Origin of the sequence: Pseudomonas sp. TWI628, assembly GCF_039673865.1 — a bacterium.
In the GTDB taxonomy this organism is placed as follows: domain Bacteria; phylum Pseudomonadota; class Gammaproteobacteria; order Pseudomonadales; family Pseudomonadaceae; genus Aquipseudomonas.
On record NZ_JBDJMM010000043.1, the window covers coordinates 15,921 to 35,163 of the forward strand.

Annotated in this window: 18 protein-coding genes; 5 read left to right on the forward strand and 13 right to left on the reverse strand. The window is 64.8% G+C overall.

Annotated features, from left to right (window positions below; all coding sequences use genetic code 11):
* Nucleotides 1-86 precede the first annotated feature (86 nt).
* Nucleotides 87-683 carry a TetR/AcrR family transcriptional regulator gene (locus ABE528_RS25525; protein ID WP_346654421.1) on the forward strand — a complete coding sequence of 199 codons (597 nt, stop codon included), beginning with the start codon at nt 87-89 and terminating at the stop codon, nt 681-683.
* 12 nt (nt 684-695) lie between these two features.
* On the opposite strand, the gene ABE528_RS25530 is transcribed toward ABE528_RS25525, so the two are convergent.
* On the reverse strand, nt 696-1,601 hold the full coding sequence (locus tag ABE528_RS25530; RefSeq protein ID WP_346654422.1) for an AraC family transcriptional regulator: 906 nt from the start codon (nt 1,599-1,601) through the stop codon (nt 696-698).
* A gap of 180 nt (nt 1,602-1,781) precedes the next feature.
* Between ABE528_RS25530 and calA the strand changes: the two genes are divergently transcribed.
* Together calA and ABE528_RS25540 are read left to right on the forward strand one after the other, a co-directional pair.
* On the forward strand, nt 1,782-2,834 hold the full coding sequence (calA, locus tag ABE528_RS25535) for a vanillin reductase (protein WP_152956073.1): 1,053 nt from the start codon (nt 1,782-1,784) through the stop codon (nt 2,832-2,834).
* A gap of 198 nt (nt 2,835-3,032) precedes the next feature.
* Entirely contained in the window at nt 3,033-4,232 is a 1,200-nt protein-coding gene (locus tag ABE528_RS25540) for a sugar transporter (RefSeq protein WP_346654423.1), read from the forward strand.
* A gap of 62 nt (nt 4,233-4,294) precedes the next feature.
* Here the strand turns inward: ABE528_RS25540 and ABE528_RS25545 are convergent, their stop codons facing one another.
* Genes ABE528_RS25545 through ABE528_RS25555 form a run of 3 tightly spaced genes read right to left on the reverse strand, consistent with a single transcriptional unit; the run spans nt 4,295 to nt 6,716 of the window.
* A complete protein-coding gene (locus tag ABE528_RS25545) occupies nt 4,295-4,879 on the reverse strand; it encodes a LysE family translocator (protein WP_346654424.1) in 585 nt (194 codons plus the stop codon).
* Nucleotides 4,880-4,928: 49 nt separating this feature from the next.
* Entirely contained in the window at nt 4,929-5,759 is an 831-nt protein-coding gene (locus ABE528_RS25550; protein ID WP_152956076.1) for an AraC family transcriptional regulator, read from the reverse strand.
* Nucleotides 5,760-5,816: 57 nt separating this feature from the next.
* Nucleotides 5,817-6,716 carry a LysR family transcriptional regulator gene (locus tag ABE528_RS25555; RefSeq protein WP_152956077.1) on the reverse strand — a complete coding sequence of 300 codons (900 nt, stop codon included), beginning with the start codon at nt 6,714-6,716 and terminating at the stop codon, nt 5,817-5,819.
* A 104-nt stretch (nt 6,717-6,820) separates the two neighbouring features.
* Here ABE528_RS25555 and nfsB point away from each other — a divergent pair, with 104 nt between their 5' ends.
* Nucleotides 6,821-7,474: an oxygen-insensitive NAD(P)H nitroreductase gene (gene nfsB / locus ABE528_RS25560; RefSeq protein WP_346654425.1), complete on the forward strand. Its 654-nt coding sequence runs from the start codon at nt 6,821-6,823 to the stop codon at nt 7,472-7,474.
* Between the two features lie 53 nt (nt 7,475-7,527).
* On the opposite strand, the gene ABE528_RS25565 is transcribed toward nfsB, so the two are convergent.
* On the reverse strand, nt 7,528-8,694 hold the full coding sequence (locus tag ABE528_RS25565) for an aminotransferase class V-fold PLP-dependent enzyme (RefSeq protein ID WP_346654426.1): 1,167 nt from the start codon (nt 8,692-8,694) through the stop codon (nt 7,528-7,530).
* A gap of 192 nt (nt 8,695-8,886) precedes the next feature.
* Nucleotides 8,887-9,813 carry a LysR family transcriptional regulator gene (locus tag ABE528_RS25570; RefSeq protein WP_152956080.1) on the reverse strand — a complete coding sequence of 309 codons (927 nt, stop codon included), beginning with the start codon at nt 9,811-9,813 and terminating at the stop codon, nt 8,887-8,889.
* Nucleotides 9,814-9,951: 138 nt separating this feature from the next.
* On the opposite strand from ABE528_RS25570, the gene ABE528_RS25575 reads away from it, so the two are divergent.
* A complete protein-coding gene (locus ABE528_RS25575) occupies nt 9,952-11,181 on the forward strand; it encodes an acyl-CoA dehydrogenase (protein ID WP_152956081.1) in 1,230 nt (409 codons plus the stop codon).
* Between the two features lie 59 nt (nt 11,182-11,240).
* Here ABE528_RS25575 and ABE528_RS25580 read toward each other — a convergent pair whose 3' ends face one another.
* The 7 genes from ABE528_RS25580 to ribBA form a co-directional block, all read right to left on the reverse strand.
* The gene (locus ABE528_RS25580) at nt 11,241-12,284 is read right to left on the reverse strand and encodes a TerC family protein (protein ID WP_346654427.1); all 1,044 of its coding nucleotides are present in this window, start codon (nt 12,282-12,284) and stop codon (nt 11,241-11,243) included.
* Nucleotides 12,285-12,442: 158 nt separating this feature from the next.
* Nucleotides 12,443-13,750, reverse strand: coding sequence for a substrate-binding domain-containing protein (locus ABE528_RS25585; RefSeq protein WP_346654428.1), 1,308 nt, complete (start codon nt 13,748-13,750; stop codon nt 12,443-12,445).
* A gap of 89 nt (nt 13,751-13,839) precedes the next feature.
* A complete protein-coding gene (locus tag ABE528_RS25590) occupies nt 13,840-14,988 on the reverse strand; it encodes an ABC transporter ATP-binding protein (RefSeq protein WP_152956084.1) in 1,149 nt (382 codons plus the stop codon).
* A gap of 19 nt (nt 14,989-15,007) precedes the next feature.
* Nucleotides 15,008-15,817 carry an ABC transporter permease gene (locus ABE528_RS25595; RefSeq protein WP_152956085.1) on the reverse strand — a complete coding sequence of 270 codons (810 nt, stop codon included), beginning with the start codon at nt 15,815-15,817 and terminating at the stop codon, nt 15,008-15,010.
* A gap of 6 nt (nt 15,818-15,823) precedes the next feature.
* A complete protein-coding gene (locus ABE528_RS25600) occupies nt 15,824-16,741 on the reverse strand; it encodes an ABC transporter permease (protein WP_152956086.1) in 918 nt (305 codons plus the stop codon).
* Nucleotides 16,738-17,763 carry a polyamine ABC transporter substrate-binding protein gene (locus ABE528_RS25605; protein WP_346654429.1) on the reverse strand — a complete coding sequence of 342 codons (1,026 nt, stop codon included), beginning with the start codon at nt 17,761-17,763 and terminating at the stop codon, nt 16,738-16,740. Before ABE528_RS25605 ends, ABE528_RS25600 begins: the two co-directional genes overlap by 4 nt.
* A 289-nt stretch (nt 17,764-18,052) precedes the next feature.
* Nucleotides 18,053-19,174, reverse strand: a complete 1,122-nt coding sequence (gene ribBA, locus ABE528_RS25610; protein WP_346654430.1) for a bifunctional 3,4-dihydroxy-2-butanone-4-phosphate synthase/GTP cyclohydrolase II — start codon at nt 19,172-19,174, stop codon at nt 18,053-18,055.
* Between the last annotated feature and the right edge of the window lie 69 nt (nt 19,175-19,243).

Genomic DNA, 19,243 nt, shown 5'->3' on the forward strand with positions numbered 1-19,243 from the left:
TCTCCAGTGGGAAAGTGCGCTGCTGCCTTGAGCGCTATATACTCAAGGTAAGTTACTTTTGGTAAGTTACGTTTAGTAGGTAAGCAATGTCAAGCGATGACAAGGCACCGCCACGCAAGCGTCTTTCCCGCGATGAGCGGCGCCGCCAACTGCTCGATGTGGCCTGGCAGCTGGTGCGCGAGGAAGGCACTGAAGCCCTGAGCCTCGGCCGCCTGGCCGAGCAGGCCGGGGTCACCAAGCCGGTGGTGTATGACCATTTCGAGACCCGCACCGGGCTGCTGGCGGCGTTGTTCCAGGATTACGATGCGCGCCAGTCGCTGATGCTTGCGCGGGCGCTGGAAGGGTGTGCGGCGACCTTGGCAGGGCGCGCCGGGGTGATTGCGGCTGCGTATGTGGATTGCGTGATCAGCCAGGGGCGCGAAATGCCCGGTGTGTCAGCTGCACTTGCAGGGTCGCCGGAACTGGAAGCCCTGAAACGCGCGTATGAACAGCCATTTCTCGACATGTGCCGCGCGGTACTGGATGAATTTGCGCCCAGTGGCGCGATTGGTGCGGCGGGCATGCGCCTGCTGGTGGGGGCGGCCGAGGCGCTGTCGCAGGCAGCAGCGGCAGGGGAGCTTGAAGCGGTGCAGGCCAAGGCCGAGTTGCAGGCGGCCATCGTGGCCATGGTCGAGCGCCAGTGATGCGTGTTGGGGTCAGACTGGCAGGCTCTGGTAAGGCAGTTCATCGCCTGGGCTGCGGGCAAACTGGCGCTTGTACTCGCGGCTGAACTGCGAGGTGCTCTGGTAGCCTACCCGGTGCGCCGTCTGCGCCACCCCTAGCCCTTCACCGATCAGCATCTGCTGCGCCTTGAGCAGGCGCAGGCGCTTGAGGTACTGCATCGGCGCCATGTCGGTGCAGCGTTTGAAGTGCTCGTGGAAGGTCGACACGCTCATGTTGGCGCAGGCGGCCAGGGCCTCGACACTCAGCGGCTCGGTGTAATGCTCGCGCAAGTGCATCAGCGCCGCACCGATGCGGGCGAAGTGCCCCTGCTGCTCCACCAGCGCCCGCAGCACACCGGCCTGAGGCCCGCGCAGCGCGGTATACAACACCTCGCGGATGCGCGCAGGGCCCAACACCTTGGCGTCCACCGGGTCCTGCAGGCAGCGCAGCAGGCGCTCCACCGACTCACGCATCGGGGCATCGAGCGCCGCCGAGGTCATCGACTGTGGCGTTTGCGCCTGTACGGCCGGGTCCGGTGCCAGGGCCATGCTCTGCACCAGTTCACCGAGCACGCCGCGGTCGATGTCCACCGCCACGCCCAGCAGCGGCTCGTCGGCGGTGGCAAAGGTTTCGCACATGAACGGCACCGACAGCGCCTGCACCAGGTAATGCCCGGCGCCGTATTCCAGGGTGCGCGGGCCGAGGCGCGCCAGTTTGCTGCCCTGGGCCAGGATCATCAGGCTCGGCTCGTAGATCTGCGGGCTGCTGGCCACATAGTGGTCCCAGCTCAGCACCTGCACCTGGGGCAGGTGCGTGGGCACGAAGCCCGGGCGGGTGGCCAGGCTGCGGATCAGCGAACACAGCGGGGCGTTGGCGTCGACGTGGCGGGTCAGTTGCATGATGAACCAGGGCAGAGAATCAGACAGTTGCATCATCGCAGATTGGCAGGCCAGCGCCAGATGGTCGCGGGCAGGTTCGGAGGATCAGGCATGGATGCCGGAGAATCAGCCGTGGGCGGGCAGGGCGAGGGCGAGCAGAATGCGCAGCCTGAATCGTTTCACTTCCCTGTGAGGTCCCGCATGTACACCGCCATCGGTTACGCCGCCCAAACCCCGACCAGCCCCTTGGCCCCCATGACCTTCGAACGCCGCGCCCCGCGCCCGGACGACGTTGCCATCGAGATCCTCTACTGTGGCGTGTGCCACTCCGACATCCACCAGGCGCGCAACGAGTGGGGCATCGCCGTGTACCCGCTGATGCCTGGCCACGAGATCATCGGCCGGGTCACCGCCGTGGGTGCCCAGGTCACCTCGCACAAGGTCGGCGACCTGGTCGGCGTCGGCTGCATGGTCGACTCCTGCCGCCACTGCGAGGCCTGCGCCAAGGACCTGGAGCAGTACTGCCTGGAAGGCCCGACCATGACCTACGCCACCCCGGACCGGGTTGACGGCAGCAACACCATGGGCGGCTACTCCAGCAGCATCGTGGTCAGCGAGCACTTCGTGGTGCGCATCCCGGCCGGTATGGACCTGCCCAGCGCGGCGCCGATCCTCTGCGCGGGCATCACCACCTACTCGCCGCTCAAGCACCATGGCGTCGGTCCCGGCCACAAGATCGGCATCCTCGGCATGGGTGGCCTGGGCCACATGGGCATCAAGCTGGCCAAGGCGCTGGGCGCCGAAGTGACGCTGTTCACCCGCTCCCAGGCCAAGGCCGAGGAAGCCCGCCGCCAGGGTGCCGACCACGTGATCGTGTCCACCGATGCCGAGCAGATGCGTGCCGCCGCTGGCCGTTTCGACTTCCTCCTCGACACCATTCCGGTGCAGCACGACCTCAACCCGTACCTGGAGACCTTGAAGTTCGATGGCGTGCACATCCTGGTCGGCCTGATCGAGCCGATCGACCCGGCCGTGCATGCCGCCAACCTGGTGATGAAGCGTCGGGTGTTGGCCGGTTCGCTGATCGGCGGCATCGCCGAGACCCAGGAAGTGCTGGATTTCTGCGCCGCGCATGACATCCGTTGCGACATCGAGATGCTCGACATTCGCAACATCAACCAGGCCTATGAGCGCATGATCGCCGGCGATGTGAAGTACCGCTTCGTGATCGACATGGCAACCCTGCAGGGCTGATGGCTGCCTGAAACGGCGCTGGGGCCCTGCACCCTCGACAGCCATGGTTTGCCCAAGGCTGCCATGGTTGTGGGGCCCCGGCGTGACGCGTACCATGCAGGCATTCCTTCCAATAACAAACCCGTGCCTCAGCGCGGCCGATACTTGGCCCCTGACGCGCGCCCTTTCGCCTTGCCTGCGGAGAACAGATTCCTGCCCATGAACGGACCCATTCCCACCCACCTGCCGCCCACTGCCGGTGGCGGTAGCTGGCTGAGCGTGATCGCCCTGGCCCTGGCGGCCTTCATCTTCAACACCACCGAGTTCGTGCCGGTGGCGCTGCTCAGTGACATCGGCAGCAGCTTCGACATGACCACCGCGCAGGTCGGCCTGATGCTGACCATCTATGCCTGGGTGGTGGCGCTGGCCTCGCTGCCGATGATGCTGCTCACCCGCAATATCGAGCGCCGGCGCCTGCTGCTGTTGGTGTTCCTGGTGTTCATCTTCAGCCACCTGCTGTCGTGGTTGTCGCAAAGCTTTGCCATGCTGCTGGTCAGCCGCATCGGCATCGCCCTGGCCCATGCCGTGTTCTGGGCCATCACCGCGTCGCTGGCCGTGCGCGTGGCACCGCCAGGCCAGCAGGCCAAGGCGCTGGGGTTGCTGGCGACAGGCACCACCCTGGCGATGGTGCTGGGCATCCCGTTGGGGCGCGTGGTGGGCGAGGCGCTGGGCTGGCGCATCACCTTCCTCAGCATTGCCGGCGTGGCGCTGGTGACCATGCTGTGCCTGATGAAGTCGCTGCCGTTGCTGCCGAGCCAGAATTCCGGTTCGCTGCGCAGCCTGCCGATCCTGTTCAAGCGCCCGGCGCTGGTGGTGACCTACCTGCTGGTGACCCTGGTGATCACCGCGCAATTCACCGCCTACAGCTACATCGAGCCATTTGCCCTGCACGTGGCGCAGATCGGTGGCGAGCGCACCACGCTGTTGCTGCTGTTGTTCGGTGGCGCTGGCGTGTTCGGTTCGCTGTTGTTCAGCCGTTACAGCGAGCGTTTCCCGCATGGCTTTCTGGTGGGCTCGATCGGCGTGTTGGCGGCCTGCCTGCTGTTGCTGCTGCCGTTGTCCGGCAACTTCTATGTGTTTGCGGCGTTGAGCATGTTCTGGGGCGTGGCGATTCTCAGTTTCAGCCTGGCGCTGCAATCCAAGACCCTCAAGCTGGCGTCCGATGCCACCGACGTGGCCATGGCGCTGTTCTCCGGTATCTACAACATCGGCATCGGTGGCGGGGCGTTGCTGGGCAGTATCGTCAGCAGCCAGCTGGGCGTGGCCGATATCGGTATGGTTGGCGGGAGTGTGGCGGTGGTCGGGTTGCTGCTGGCGGTGGCCAGTACCCGGCGGTTCCGTGAGGCCTTGAGCCACTGATTACCTGCACCGGCCTCTTCGCGGGTGAACCCGCGAAGAGGCCAGCACAGACAGCTTCAATTTCAGCTCAGTAAGGCAGCCCAGGCCGATACCAACAGCAACCCCGCCAACCCCCGGTTGAACCACAGCAACCGCCCCGGTGCCTGCAACCAGCGCGCGCTGCCTGCCCCCAACACCGCCCACACCGCCATGCACGGCACGGCAATCAGCAGAAACACCAACGCCAATTGCCACACCGGCAGCGTCGGCGCCGCAAACACGCCAATCACAGCCACCGCCATCATCCACACCTTCGGGTTGACCACCTGCAACGACGCCGCGCTGACTGCGCCGAACGGCTTGCCGCCTGCGCTATCCAGCGGCTCGCCAGCGCTGCGCAGCATGCGCCAGGCCAGCCAGCTCAACCACAGCACCCCGGCCCAGCTCATCGCCTGCTGGGCCAGCGGATGACGCACCAGCGCCTCGCCCAGCCCCAGGCCGACCAGCAACACGATTGCCGCCGCTGCACCGCAGGCCGCCAGCATTGGCGCCAGGCTTGCGCGCAGGCCTTGCCGGGCGCCGTGGGCGAGGATCAGCAGGTTGGTCGGCCCCGGGCTGATGCTCGAGACCAGGGCGAAGAGAATGAAGGGCAGCAACGAGTGCGACATGGGAACGGCTCCGAATGATCAGGGCCCCATGGTCGCCATTGGCAGCTTGTCAGTCTGGAAGGTTTGAGCAGCGGCGCCGGTAGTCGGCGGGGGTCAGCCTGTAGGCACGCCGGAACCAGCGCCCCAGGTGGCTCTGGTCGGCAAAGCCCAGGGCCATGGCCACTTCGGCTGGTGTCTGGCCCTGGGCCAGCAGGCGCCGGGCGCGGGCCAACCGCAGCTGGATCAGGTAGGCATGCGGCGCCAGGCCGAAAGCGGCCTTGAAGGCGCGGGTCAGGCGGAAGCGGTCGACCCCGCAGGCCTGGGCAACCTGCTCCAGGCTGATGTCCTGGTCGAAGTGAGCGTGCAGATAATCACGCGCCCGCTGTGCCGTCAGTGGCAGGCGCGGGTCGGGGTTGAGGCGCTTGCGCCAGTGCAGGTGGCCGGTCAAGGCGGCCAGCAACGTGTCCATGGCCGTCTGGCGCACGATGCGCAGCTCTTGGCCATGCACCGCCTGGAACGCCAGGGCGATGGCGCGGGCCAGGCGCTCGTCGTGGCACAAGGTGTCGGCGAAGCGCGGCAGGCTGTCGCCGGGCGCCTGCTCGAACAGCGCCCGCAGCTCGGTGTCCAGCCAGTTCGGCTCAAGGTACAGGGTCGAGTAGGTGAAGCCTTCGGCGGTCGGGGCGTGGCCGTCGTGAAGGTCGCCGGGTTCGAGCAGGAAAACCTGGCCGGCGGTGCTCTGGTGGCGCACCCGGCGGCAGTTGAACTGCTGCACACCCTGTTCGGTAAAGCCGACCAGGAAACTGTCGTGCCAGTGTGGGTCGTAGGCATGGCCGACAAAATGCGCGCGGACCGACTCGATGCCGGTGTCGGCGTCTTGCTTGAGGTCGATCCAGTTGCTCATGGCGCTGTGCTGCTGACGGGTAGGGCAGTTCACCTTAGCGCAGATGCGCCAGCGGGTTTAGAACAATTGTGCAGGCTGCAGCGCGGCAAAGCGCTCGCGCAGCCACAGGTGCAGTTGCGTCACCGCAGGCGACAGCTGCTTGCGGTGTGGGCACACCAGCGTCACCGGCGTGGCTTCGCCCTGGTGGTCCGGCAGCAGGATTTCCAGCTCGCCGGCGGCAATGTTGGTGCTGACGTCCAGCCACGACTTGTAGACGATACCTTCACCCTCCAGCGCCCAGCGCCGCACCACGTCGGCATCGTCGCTGACCAGCGGCCCGCGCACCTGCACGGTGCGGTTGCCAAGCTGCCATTTGTCGTACACGCGGTTGTGCTGCAGGTACAGCAGGCAGTCATGTTGCTGCAGTTCATCGGGTGTGCGGGGGCGGCCGTGGCGGGCCAGGTAGGCGGGGGAGGCCACCACCACGCGGCGGTTCCACGGCGCCAGGGGCAGGGCGATGTAGTTGGCGTCCTGGTTGAGGCCATAGCGGATGGCGATGTCCACCGGGTCACGGCTGAAATCGGCCATCTGGTCCGAAAGGAACAAACGCAGGCCCAGTGCCGGGTGTTCGCGGCGAAACGCGCTGAGCCAGGGCAGCAACAGGTTGCGGCCGATGTCGGAAGGCGCAGACACCTGCAACACCCCGCGCAGGGTGCTGTGGCTGCCGTGCAGCTGTTCGTGGCCCTGGCGCAGGGTATCCAGCACGCGCTGGGCGGTGGGCAGGTACAGCTCGCCCTCGGCGGTCAGGCGCAGGCTACGGGTGGTGCGGGCGAACAGGCGCACGTCGAGGTCGCGTTCCAGGCGTTTGATCGCGGCGGCCACTTGCCCGGGCAGCAGGTCGGCCTCATGGGCGGCGGCGGTGAAGCTGCCCAGGGCGCTGCTGCGCACGAACAGTTCGAGGTCGGTGAAACGGAGCATTTTCACACCAGAAGGGAAAGTGTTGCTGCATTCTGCTGCTTTTTCGGGTTTTCAGGAAAGATAAGATGCGCGACAAATCCCGTTTCGTTGATTGGAGTTGCAGCATGGATACTGTTTCCCTGGCCAAGCGCCGTTACACCACCAAGGCCTACGATGCCTCCCGCAAGATTCCCCAGGCCACGGTCGATGCGTTGCTCGAACAGTTGCGCCACAGCCCGTCCTCGGTCAACTCGCAGCCTTGGCATTTCATCGTCGCCGACAGCGCCGAAGGCAAGGCCCGCCTGGCCAAGGCCACCGACGACCGCTTTGCCTATAATTCGCCGAAGATTCTCGATGCGTCGCACGTGATCGTGTTCTGCACCCGCACCGAGATGACCGAGGCGCACTTGAATGCGGTCCTTGACCAGGAACAGGCCGATGGCCGCTTCCGCGACGAGCAGGCACGGGCAGGGCAGAACCAGAGCCGTCGCGGCTATGTGGACCTGCACCGGTTTGATCAGAAGGACCTGCAGCACTGGATGGAGAAGCAGACCTATCTGGCCTTGGGTACCGCGCTGCTCGGTGCAGCGGCTCATGGCCTGGATGCCACGCCGATCGAAGGGTTTGACAGCAAGGTGCTGGATGCTGAGCTCGGGTTGCGCGAGCAAGGTTACACCAGCGTGGTGATCTTGAGCCTGGGGTATCGCAGCGAGGCTGACTTCAATGCCGGGTTGAACAAGTCGCGCCTGCCGGCTTCGACGGTGTTTACCTTCCTTTGAGGTAGGGGGGCGTTGGGGGGGGCGCCGCAGCCCTTGCAGCGCCCCCCAACCCCCTACCACAATGCCGCAGAAGCCGCAGTCAAAGCCCGCCCAAACACCGCGATCGCCGTGTCCACCTCGGCCTCGGTGGTAAACCGCCCGATACTCACCCGCACGCTCTTGCGTGCCCGCGCTTCATCCAGCCCCAGCGCCAACAGCACATGCGAAGCCGCGTTGCTCGCCGAGTTGCAGGCGGAGGTCGTCGACAGTGCCAGTTCACTGGCCAAGGCCATGCTGTTGAAACCATTGGCCTCGATGCACAGGTTCAGGGTGTGAGGAATCCGCTGCAGGGCACAGCCATTGAGACTGACCCCCGGCAAAGCCAGCAAACCTTCACGCAGGCGCCTGGCCAAGTGCTCGATACGCTGGTGCTCGCTGTCACCCGGCTCGCCGGCCAGGGCGAAGGCACTGCCCATGCCGACGATCTGGTGCGTCGCCAAGGTACCCGAACGCAGCCCTTGCTCATGCCCACCGCCATGGATCTGCGCGCACATCAGCTCACGGGCGCGAGGCCCGACATACAGCGCGCCAATGCCTTTTGGCCCGTACACCTTGTGCGCCGAGAACGACATCAGGTCCACCGCCATCGCCTGCAGGTCGATGGCCAGCTTGCCGACCGCCTGGGCCGCGTCCACATGCAGCAGGGCGCCATGGGCGCGCACCCGTTCGCCGATGGCGGCGAAATCGGTGACAGTTCCCAATTCATTGTTGACGGCCATCAGCGACACCAGGCGGGTGTCCGCGCGCAGGGCTGCCTGCACGCTATAAGGCTGGATCAGGCCGCTGGCGTCCGGCGCCAGGCGCGTGATGGCCCAGCCCTGGCGCTCCAGTTCTTTCACCGTGTCGAGCACGGCTTTGTGCTCCAGCTGGCTGGTGATCAGGTGGCCCGGCTGGGCCAAACCCTGGGCCAAACCCTGGGCGATGCCCTTGAGCGCCAGGTTGTTGGACTCGGTGGCGCCCGATGTCCAGACGATGTCGTCGGCGCGGGCGCCAACCCGTTCCGCCACTTGCCGGCGGGCCTGCTCGACCACTTCGCGTGCTGCCTGGCCGTAGGCATGGCCACTGGAGGCGGGGTTGCCGAAGTTAACCTGGCGGCCGAGGCAAGTGAGCATGGTTTCGATGACCCGGTCATCGACCGGAGTGGTGGCGGCATAGTCGAAATACAGTGGGGCGCTAGGCATGGGGCGGGTCCGTGCAATGTTGCCGTGGTGTCAGCAATCGTTGCATTTAGCCTAAGCGCTGGGGAGAAAATGATTTTGCCTTTTATGCTGCAGATGGCCAGTTTACGAAGAATATTTTTCTCTATGGTTAGATCAAGTGGAAATGTTTTTCTATCTGTGGGCCCCTGGCGAGCCCACAGGGGCATGCGCGCTTCAGGCAGGCTCCAGTGCACGCTCTTCTTCGGCCACCACACGCTCGCACAACTCGATGATCTGCTCGCGCATCCAGCGGTTGGCCGGGTCCTGGTCGGTGCTTTCGTGCCAGTACAGGTGCGTCTCCAGCGGTGGCACCTCCACCGGCAGTGGCTGGAAACGCAGCTGGTGGCGGCGGGCAAAGCGCTCGGGCACGGTCATGGCCATGTCGGTCTGCTGCAGCACCTGCGAAGCCATCAGGTAATGCTGCGAGCGCAGCGCAACCTTGCGTTGCACGCCCATCTTGCCCAGTGCCAGGTCGACGTAGCCCAGGCCGTTGCGGCGGCTGGAGATATGGATGTGCGTCATGCCCAGGTAGTTGTCGAGGGTCAGCTTGGTATCGGCCAGCGGGTGGCCCTGGCGCAGCGCGCAGACATAACGGTCCTGCATCAGCTTGACGTGGCGCACCTGCGGGTCGGTGTTCAGCGGCGCGTCGACGGCGAAGTCCAGGCGCCCGGCGGCCAGTTCCTTGGTGGTTTCGCGGCGCTTGCACAGGAAGCTTTCGATCAGCACCGCCGGAGCCAGGCGCCGCAGGCGCTGGAACAGCGGTGGCAGGATCACCGCCTCGGTGAGGTCGGTCATGCTGATGCGGAACGTCTTGTTGGCCTGCTGTGGGTTGAAGATGCGGCTTTCCTGCACCGAAGTGCGCAGTAGCGCCAGGGCATTGCGCACCGGGCCGATGATGTTCTGCGCCATGGGCGTTGGCACCATGCCTTGGGCGGTACGCACGAACAGCGGGTCGTTGAAGGTTTCGCGCAGCCGCGACAGGGCATTGGACACGGCCGGCTGGGTGATACCGACGATCTGCCCGGCGCGAGTCAGGTTGGCTTCGGTGTAGATCGCGTCGAAGACGATGAACAGGTTGAGGTCGACCTTGCTGAGGTTCATGGCGCCGCTCTTTGTTGGAATTATGGCTCGATCATATATCGGTTATGAATGTTTATACACGCTGAAAATAGACTAGGTAGATCGAGGCCCGCTGCTCTAGGCTCTGCCCATGTACTTCGAACCGTGAAGGTAACCCCGATGGATTTCGCCTATTCGCCCAAGGTCCAGGCACTGCGTGAGCGCGTCAGCGCCTTCATGGAGGCCTACGTCTATCCCGCCGAACCGGTGTTCGAGCGCCAGGTCGCCGAGGGCGACCGCTGGCAGCCAACGGCGATCATGGAGGAGCTCAAGGCCAAGGCTCGCGCCGAGGGCTTATGGAACCTGTTCCTGCCCGAGTCGGAGTACGGCGCCGGCCTGAGCAATCTCGAATACGCACCGCTGGCCGAGATCATGGGCCGTTCGTTGCTGGGGCCGGAGCCGTTCAACTGCTCGGCGCCGGACACCGGCAACATGGAAGTGCTGGTGCGCTATGGCAGCGAGGCACAGAAGCGCCAGTGGCTGGAGCCGCTGCTGCGCGGCGAGATCCGCTCGGCATTCGCCATGACCGAACCGGACGTGGCGTCCTCGGACGCGACCAACATGGCCGCTACCGCCGTGCGTGATGGCGACGAGTGGGTGATCAATGGCCGCAAGTGGTGGACCTCCGGTGCCTGCGACCCGCGCTGCAAGGTGATGATCTTCATGGGCCTGTCCAACCCCGACGGGCCGCGCCATCAGCAGCACTCGATGGTGCTGGTGCCGACCGATGCCGCGGGGGTGAAGATAGTCCGACCCTTGCCGGTGTTCGGTTATGACGATGCGCCGCACGGCCATGCCGAAGTGCTGTTCGAGAACGTTCGGGTGCCTTATGAGAATGTGGTCCTTGGGGAAGGGCGTGGTTTCGAGATCGCCCAGGGCCGCCTCGGCCCAGGCCGTATCCACCACTGCATGCGCTCAGTCGGCATGGCCGAACGCGCGCTGGAGCTGATGTGCAAACGCTCGGTCGAGCGCACGGCCTTTGGCCGACCCTTGGCACGCTTGGGCGGCAACGTCGACAAGATCGCCGACTCGCGCATGGAAATCGACATGGCGCGGCTGCTGACGCTGAAGGCGGCCTACATGATGGACACCGTCGGCAACAAGGTCGCGCGCAGCGAGATCGCGCAGATCAAGGTGGTGGCACCGAACGTGGCATTGAAGGTGATCGACCGGGCGATCCAGATGCATGGCGGGGCAGGGGTGAGTGGTGATTTCCCGCTGGCCTACATGTATGCCATGCAACGCACCCTGCGCCTGGCGGATGGGCCGGATGAGGTGCATCGGGCGGCGATCGGCAAGTACGAGATCGGCAAGTATGTGCCGGTGGAGATGTTGCGCGGCGCAAGGTGATGCAAGCCTACCGTCCTCTTCGCGGCGAACCACCGCGAAGAGGACGGTACAGGTAAACCTCATACTTTCAGGTGTGGGTCGTTTTCCTTCTTGCCGGTCGCTACAGGTTCGCTGGCGCTCGGTTGCTGTTTCTCCCCCCGCGTCTTGATCAGCGAAACCACCACCCCACCCAACAACAACCCGAACGTCACTCCCAACGACAGCAACGCCGGCACCTTGCCGACCATGCCGTGGTAGAAGATCTTGCAGCCAATGAAGATCAGCACCAGCGCCAGCGCATACTTGAGGTAGACGAACCGGTGCATCAGCGCCGACAGGGCAAAGTACAGCGAGCGCAGGCCGAGGATGGCGAAGATGTTCGAGGTGTAGACGATGAACGGGTCCTGGGTGATGGCGAAAATCGCCGGGACGCTGTCGACGGCGAACACCAGGTCGGCCAGCTCGATCAACACCAGCGCCAGGAACAGCGGCGTGGCGTAACGCAGGGCCTGGCTTTCGCCGGGTGGCGTCAGGCGTACGAAGAAGTGCGAGCCGTGGATCTGGTCGGTCACGCGCATATGCCGGCGGACGAATTTCAAGATCGGGTTGTTGGCCAGGTCTGGGTGGCTGTCTTCCTTTGACAGGGCCATCTTCACCCCGGTGAACAGCAGGAAGGCGCCGAAGAGGTAGAGCACCCAGGCAAAGTTCTGCACCAGCGCCGCCCCCACGCCGATCATGATCGCACGTAGCAACACCACCCCGAGAATGCCCCAGAACAGTACCCGGTGCTGGTAGCGGCGGGGGATGGCGAAGAAGCCGAAGATCATCGCCATGACGAACACGTTGTCCATCGACAGCGACTGTTCGACCAGGAAACCGGTGTAGAACTCCAGCGCCGACTGCGCGCCCAGTTCATGCCAGACCCACAGGCCGAACAGCACACCGACACTGAAATAGCCCGAATACAACAGCAGGCTTTCACGCATTTCGATCTCGCGGTCCTGGCGGTGCAGCACGCCCAGGTCGAGCACCAGCAAGCCGATGACGATGGCCATGAACACCAGCCACAACCAGGTGCTGGTACCGAGAAACGGGGTGGTGAGGAATGTCTGCAGAGCTGCCATGAGCCCCTCCTTGAATGTCGACGTTGCCAGTTAAGATCGCAACAGTGATCCGACATCACGGCTCGGCAGCCGTCAGAGGGGCCCGGTATCACATGGGCTTGAGCCTAGACCCGTTTCCCGGTGATGCCGAGTGCCGAGCTGTTACATTTCTTTGCCCGTCAGTAGACCCAGACTTCCACCCGGCGATTTCGCAAGCGGCCTTGTTCCCGGTCGTTGCCGGCGATCGGCAACTCATCGCCCATGCCGGTCACCTCCAGCACCTCGACGCCACCGCGCGCCAGTTCGCGACGCACGGCCTGGGCCCTCAGGCGCGACAGCAAGGCTGCACGGCCGGGCGTTTCCTTGGGGTCGCCGAAACCTACCAGCACCGCCTTGTTTTGCAACTTGCCGGCCTGGCGCAGGTATTCGCTGACCCGCTGCACATCGCGCAGGGCCTTGTTATCGAGGCTGGCGCTGCCTTCCTGGAAGCGGAAGTTGACGCTCAAGCGTTGCGCCTGCTGGGCCAGGCTGCGGTAGCGCGGCGGCAGGTCGGCCTGCGCCGGTACCGTTTGTGCGATCACCTGCTGCGAGACGAAGCCCTGTTCGGCGACGATGGCCTGGCCGGCCGGGCTCTGGGCGAAGTCTGCCAGCGCTCGGGCCTGGGGCTTGGCGTTGGCTGGCAGGTAGAAGTACAAGCGTCGTGACAACGGGTAGTCTTCACTGGCCACCAACTGACGATCCGGCAGCATGGCCGGCGCATCGCCCTCGGCCACCGCCAGTACCTTGGCCCCGTGCACGGCTGCCAGGCTGCTGAAGCCGATGGCCTGGCGGTCAGCGCCGACCCGCCCGGCCAGTGCTTCGCTGGACTCGAACCGCTGCGCCTGCCGGGCCAGTTCGTCATGCTGCGGCTCCAGCACCAGCGCCTTGAACGTTTCATAGGTCCCGGAGCGGTCATCGCGGGCATACAGGTGAATGTCCCCGCCGCTCACGCCCAGTTGCTCCCAGCGCAGGATTTGCCCGGAGAAGATCTGCGCCAGTTGCGCAGTGGTCAGTTGCGGCAGCGGGTTGTCGGGGTGGACGATGACGGCCACGCCATCCAGGCCGATGACCTGCTCGGCACTGGCCGAGCGCAGGTCGCCCAAGGCCTTGAGCTGGCGCATCTCGGCGTCGCTGATGGGGCGCGAGGCCGCGGCCAGGTCGGCGTTGCCCTGGCCCAGCGCGGTGAAACCCGTGCTGGAGCCATGCGCGGCGATGTCGATGCGCAGCGCCTGGCCCTGGGCATCGCGCGCGGTGATCACGGTTTCGTTCGCAACTGTGCCAGCTGACTGCCGTACCTCCGTCGCCTTTTGCGCCCACAGTTGCCCCTGCACCAGCGCCGGCAGCAGTGCCGCGCCAATGGTGTTGGAACCTTGCACACGCAGGTGGCCAGTTTCGGCCAGGGCCGTCAGCGGGAGCAGGGGAAGCAGCAGGAGCAGCAGGCGGAACATGCCGGGCGACCTTGTGGCATAGCGTTGCCCGGCAGATTACGACGCGGGGGTGACCGAAATGTGACAGCCAGGCCACCCACGCACCGGCATCAATGCGCCCCGGCCGACTTGCTCAGGTCGCTCTCTGCCCACTCGGTATAGATGCAGGCATCGGCCACCGCCCAGCGCACTTTCACGGTATCCCCCGGCTGCATCGGCATCCCGGCGGCAGACAGCGCTTTCACCGTCAGCTCGGTACCGCCTGCGGTCACCACATGGCAGGTCTGGCTCTCACCCAGGAACAGCACTTCGCCGACCTTGGCACTGACCTCGTTCCAGCCCGCAGGCAATGGCTCGCGCGCGGCCTGCTCGGCAGTCAGCGCCAAGGCTTTCTCCGGCCGCACCATGATCAGTGCATCTTGCTGTGCGCTGAGGCCTGGGGTCAGGCGAATCGCCACCGGTTGGCCTTCGAAACTGCCCGCACCGTTGCTGCTGGCCTTGATGCGCAGGAAGTTGGAGTTGCCCAGGAACGATGCGACAAAGGCATTCGGCGGGTTCTGATAGAGGTCGTAACCGGTACCCAGGCCGACGATCTTGCCATGGCTGAAGATGGCGATGCGCTGGGACAGGCGCATGGCTTCTTCCTGGTCATGGGTCACGTAGACGATGGTGATGCCCAGCCGGCGGTGCAGCTGGCGCAGTTCGTCCTGCAGGTCTTCACGCAGCTTCTTGTCCAGCGCACCGAGCGGTTCGTCCATCAGCAGGATGCGTGGCTCGTACACCAGCGCCCGGGCAATCGCCACGCGCTGCTGTTGGCCACCGGACATCTGCGACGGCTTGCGGTGGGCGAATTTCTCCAGCTGCACCAGCTTGAGCATGGCGTCGACGCGCTTGGTGATTTCGGCGGCGCCGAGCTTGCGGATGGCCAGCGGGAAGCCGATGTTGTCACGCACGTTCAGGTGCGGGAACAGTGAGTAGCGCTGGAACACCATGCCGATGTCGCGCTTGTGCGGCGGCACGTTGACCAGCGACTGGCCTTCGACCAGGATCTCGCCGCTGCTCGGCGTTTCGAAGCCGGCCAGCATCGACAGCGTGGTGGACTTGCCCGAGCCGCTGGAGCCGAGGAAGGTCAGGAACTCGCCGTCCTGGATCTCCAGGTCGAGGTTGTCCACGGCGGTGAAATCGCCGTAGTGCTTGTTCAGGCCACGCAGGCTGACCAGGGCCTTGCCGTGGGCGTTGTCTTTGATGACTGCACTCATTGTTGTTTTCTCCGCACGCTCAGGCGTTGACTTCGGTGCGCCGGCGCAAGGCGGCGGCAATGATCATGACAAGCAGCGACAGGCCGATCAGCAGGGTCGAGGCCACGGCGATCACCGGGCTCAGGTCCTGACGCAGGGTGGTCCACATCTTCACCGGCAGGGTCTGCAGGTCGGGGCTGGCCATCATCACGCTCAGCACCACTTCATCCCACGACACCAGGAAGGCGAACAGGCCACCGGCGATCATGCCCGGGCGAATCGCCGGGAAGGTCACCTTGAAGATCGCCTGCAGGCGCGAGGCGCCGCAGATCACCGCGGCATCCTCGATCGACTGGTCGAACAGCTTCAGCGAGTTGATGATCGAGATGATGGTGAAGGGCAGGGCGACGATCACATGGCTGACCACGAAGGCGAACAGCGTGCCGGTGTAGCCGAGCTTGAGGAACAGCGCATAGACCGCCACGGCGATGATCACCAGCGGCACGATCATCGGCATGGTGAACAGCCCGTAGAGCATTTCGCGGCCAGGGAAGCGGCCGCGCACCAGGGCGAAGGCGGTGGGCAGGCCCAGCAGCACCGCGGCAATGGTGGTCAGTACGGCGACCTTGAGGCTGGCCAGGGCGGCGTCCATCCACTCCGGGTTGGAGAAGAACTGGCCGTACCACTTGAAGGTCCAGCCCGGTGGCGGGAACACCAGCCACTGGGACGAGCCGAACGACAGCAACACGATGAACACCACCGGCAGCAGCAGGAAGGCCGCGATGACCCCGGTGGTCAGGTACAGGCCCGTACGCAGCGGGCGGCCCATGGCATTGGGAGACAGGAGCATGGCGGTTTACCTCGCGTTGCCAACCGGGGATTCCGGCTGCAGCTTCAGGTACAGGTAGAAGAGCACCAGGGTGATCACCACCAGCAGTGCGGCGGCAGCGCTGGCCAGGCCCCAGTTGAGGAACGACTGCACCTGCTGAATGATGAATTCAGGCAGCATCATGTTCTGCGCCCCGCCCAGCAGGGCCGGGGTGACGTAGTAACCGAGCGACATCACGAACACCATCAGCGCCCCGGAGAACAGCCCCGAGCGGCACAGCGGCAGGAACACCTTCCAGAAGTTGGTCCACGGGCTGGCCCCGCAGATGGAGCCTGCCTGCAGCACCATCGGGTCGATGGCGTGCATGGTTGCCTGCAGCGGCAGCACGATGAACGGGATCATGATGTAGCTCATGCCGATCACCACGCCGGTGAGGTTGTGCACCATTTCCAGCGGGGTATCGATGATGCCCATGGCCATCAACGCCTTGTTGATCACTCCCGAGCTCTGCAGCAGCACCAGCCACGAGTAGGTGCGTGCCAGCAGGCTGGTCCACATCGACAGCAGCACGATGTTCAACAACCAGCGGCCCCAGCCCTTGGGCACCAGGGTGATCGCCCAGGCCAGCGGGAAGCCCAGCAGCACACTGATCAGGGTGACCACGCCGGCCACCGAGAAGGTGTTGAACAGCACCCGTGCATAGGCCGAGTTGGCGAACAGCTGCTCGTAGTTGCCCAACCCCGGCGTTGGCTCCAGCACCCCGCGCAGCAACAGGCCGACCAGCGGGGCGAAGAAGAACAGGCCGAGGAACAGCAGGGCCGGCAGCAGGTTGCGGCTGCCTTTCCAGCGCTGGCTCAGGCTCACGCGGCGTGGGGCCGTTCCCGGGGCGCCGGTGCCCGTGGGGGCACCTTGCGCGTTATGCAGGGCGTTGATGGCGACTTTCATTTGACCAACCACTCATTCCAGCGGGCGGCGATGGCCTGTCCGTTTTTCGCCCAGTAGGCGAAGTCCAGGGTGACCTGGTCCTGGGCATAGGCGGTCGGCAGGTTTGGCGCGAGTTTCTCGTCCAGCTTGGCCACGCTGTCGAGGTTCACCGGGGCGTAGGCGGTCTTGTTGGCGAACGCGGCCTGGCCTTCGGCGCTGCTGGCATTGGCCAGGAACTTCATGGCCGCGTCCTTGTTCTTCGAGCCTTTCGGGATGACCAGGAAGTCGGCCATGACCAGGTTCTGCTTCCAGCTCACGCCCACCGGTGCACCGTCTTGCTGCAGGGCATAGACGCGGCCGTTCCAGAACTGGCCGAGCGACGCTTCACCCGAGGCCAGCAGCTGTTGCGACTGGGCACCGCCGCCCCACCAGACGATGTCTTTCTTGATGGTGTCGAGTTTCTTGAAGGCGCGGTCCAGGTCCAGCGGGTAGAGGTCCTTGGGCGCTACGCCGTCGGCCAGCAGGGCCAGTTCCAGTACGCCGGGGCTTGGCCATTTGTACAGCGCGCGTTTGCCGGGGTAGGTCTTGGTATCGAACAGCGCGGTCCAGTCGACTGGCTTGTTGGCACCGAGCTTGCCTTCGTTGTAACCGAGCACGAAGGAGAAGAAGAACGAGCCGACGCCGTGGTCGGAGACGAAGCGCGGGTCGATCTTGTCGCGTTTGATCTGGTTGAAATCGAGGGGTTCGAGCAGGCCTTCGCTGGCGGCGCGCAGGGCGAAGTCGGCTTCGACATCGACCACGTCCCATTGCACGTTGCCGCTCTCGACCATGGCCTTGAGTTTGCCGTAGTCGGTGGGGCCGTCCTGGACGACTTTGATGTCGGTGTTTTTGCTGAAGGGGACGGCCCATGCTTCTTTCTGGGCGTCCTGGGTGGTACCGCCCCAGCTGACGAAATTCAGGCTGTCAGCGGCCTGGGCGGCCTGACATGCCAGGGTCAGCAGGCTGGCGGACAGCACTGCGGTTACACGTTTGCTCAACAGCATGGTTACGCCCTCGTTGCTTTTGTTATTCGAGGCGGGGCTTCTGGTGCGCCCGCCAACAGTATTCGGGGAGCAGCTAAAACAAAGTGTCTGGTGGCCGTTTGTAATTGTAGGTGCCGGCCTGCAGATTCAAGGTCTACGGGATATCATATTATGGTATTCCAAACTTTTGGCAAGAGGTATGAGGCTACCGGCCATCACTCCGTCCTGAGCGGCAAGCTTCAAGCCGCGAGGTGCAAGCAAAAAAAAGCGGATCGCGCATTTACGCAGATCCGCTTTTCACTTGAGGCTTTCAGCTTGAAACGTGTGGCTCAAAGGGAATGCTCTGCACGACCTCCAGCTCATAACCCGCCAACCCTGCATACTTCAGCGGCGGGCCCAGATGGCGCAGCTTGCCCACGCCCAGGTCCTGCAGTATCTGCGCCCCGGTACCGACCTCCGAATACACCTTCGACTGCCCGCGCTGGTAGGGCCGCACCGGCTGGGTCAGCTGCGGCACGCGTTCGAGCAGGGCCTGGGAGGATTCGTGGTTGGCCAGGATCACCACCACCCCGCAACCTTCCTCGGCCACCTTTTGCAGCGCCGCCCACAGCGTCCAGTTGGCGGGGCCTGCGTACTCGGCACCGACCAGGTCGCGCAGCGGGTCGATCACGTGCACCCGCACCAGGGTCGGCTGCTCACGGCGGATATCGCCCATGACCATGGCCATGTGCACGCCGCCTTCAATGCGGTCCTCGTAGGTCACCAGGCGGAACGTACCGTGCACCGTCGGCAGTTCACGCTCGCCGATGCGCTTGATGGTCTGTTCGGTGCTCAGGCGGTAGTGGATCAGGTCGGCGATGGTGCCGATCTTGATACCGTGCTGCGCGGCGAACACTTCCAGGTCCGGGCGGCGGGCCATGGTGCCGTCATCGTTGAGCACTTCGACGATTACCGAGGCCGGGGCGAAACCGGCCAGGCGGGCCAGGTCGCAACCGGCTTCGGTGTGCCCGGCACGGGTCAGCACGCCGCCTTCGCGAGCGCGCAGGGGGAAGATGTGGCCAGGCTGCACCAGGTCTTCGGGGCGGGCATCGGCTGCCATCGCGGCGGCCACGGTACGCGCCCGGTCGGCGGCGGAAATGCCGGTGGTGACACCGCTGGCGGCTTCGATCGACACGGTGAAGGCGGTGCTGAACACGCTGCCGTTGGCCGGTACCATCTGCTCCAGGCCCAGGCGCTGGCAGTGCTCGTCGGTCAGGGTCAGGCAGATCAGGCCACGCGCTTCGCGGGCCATGAAGTTGATGGCCTGGGCGTCACAGCGCTCGGCGGCGATCAGCAGGTCGCCTTCGTTTTCCCGGTCCTCGTCGTCCACCAGCAGGACCATCTTGCCTTGCCGGTAATCCTCGAGAAGTTCCTCGATGGTGTTGAAAGCCATGTTGCACGCTCACTGTGGTGGGGTGATTATTATGGTATACCATCATACACAAATAGCGTTACTACAGGA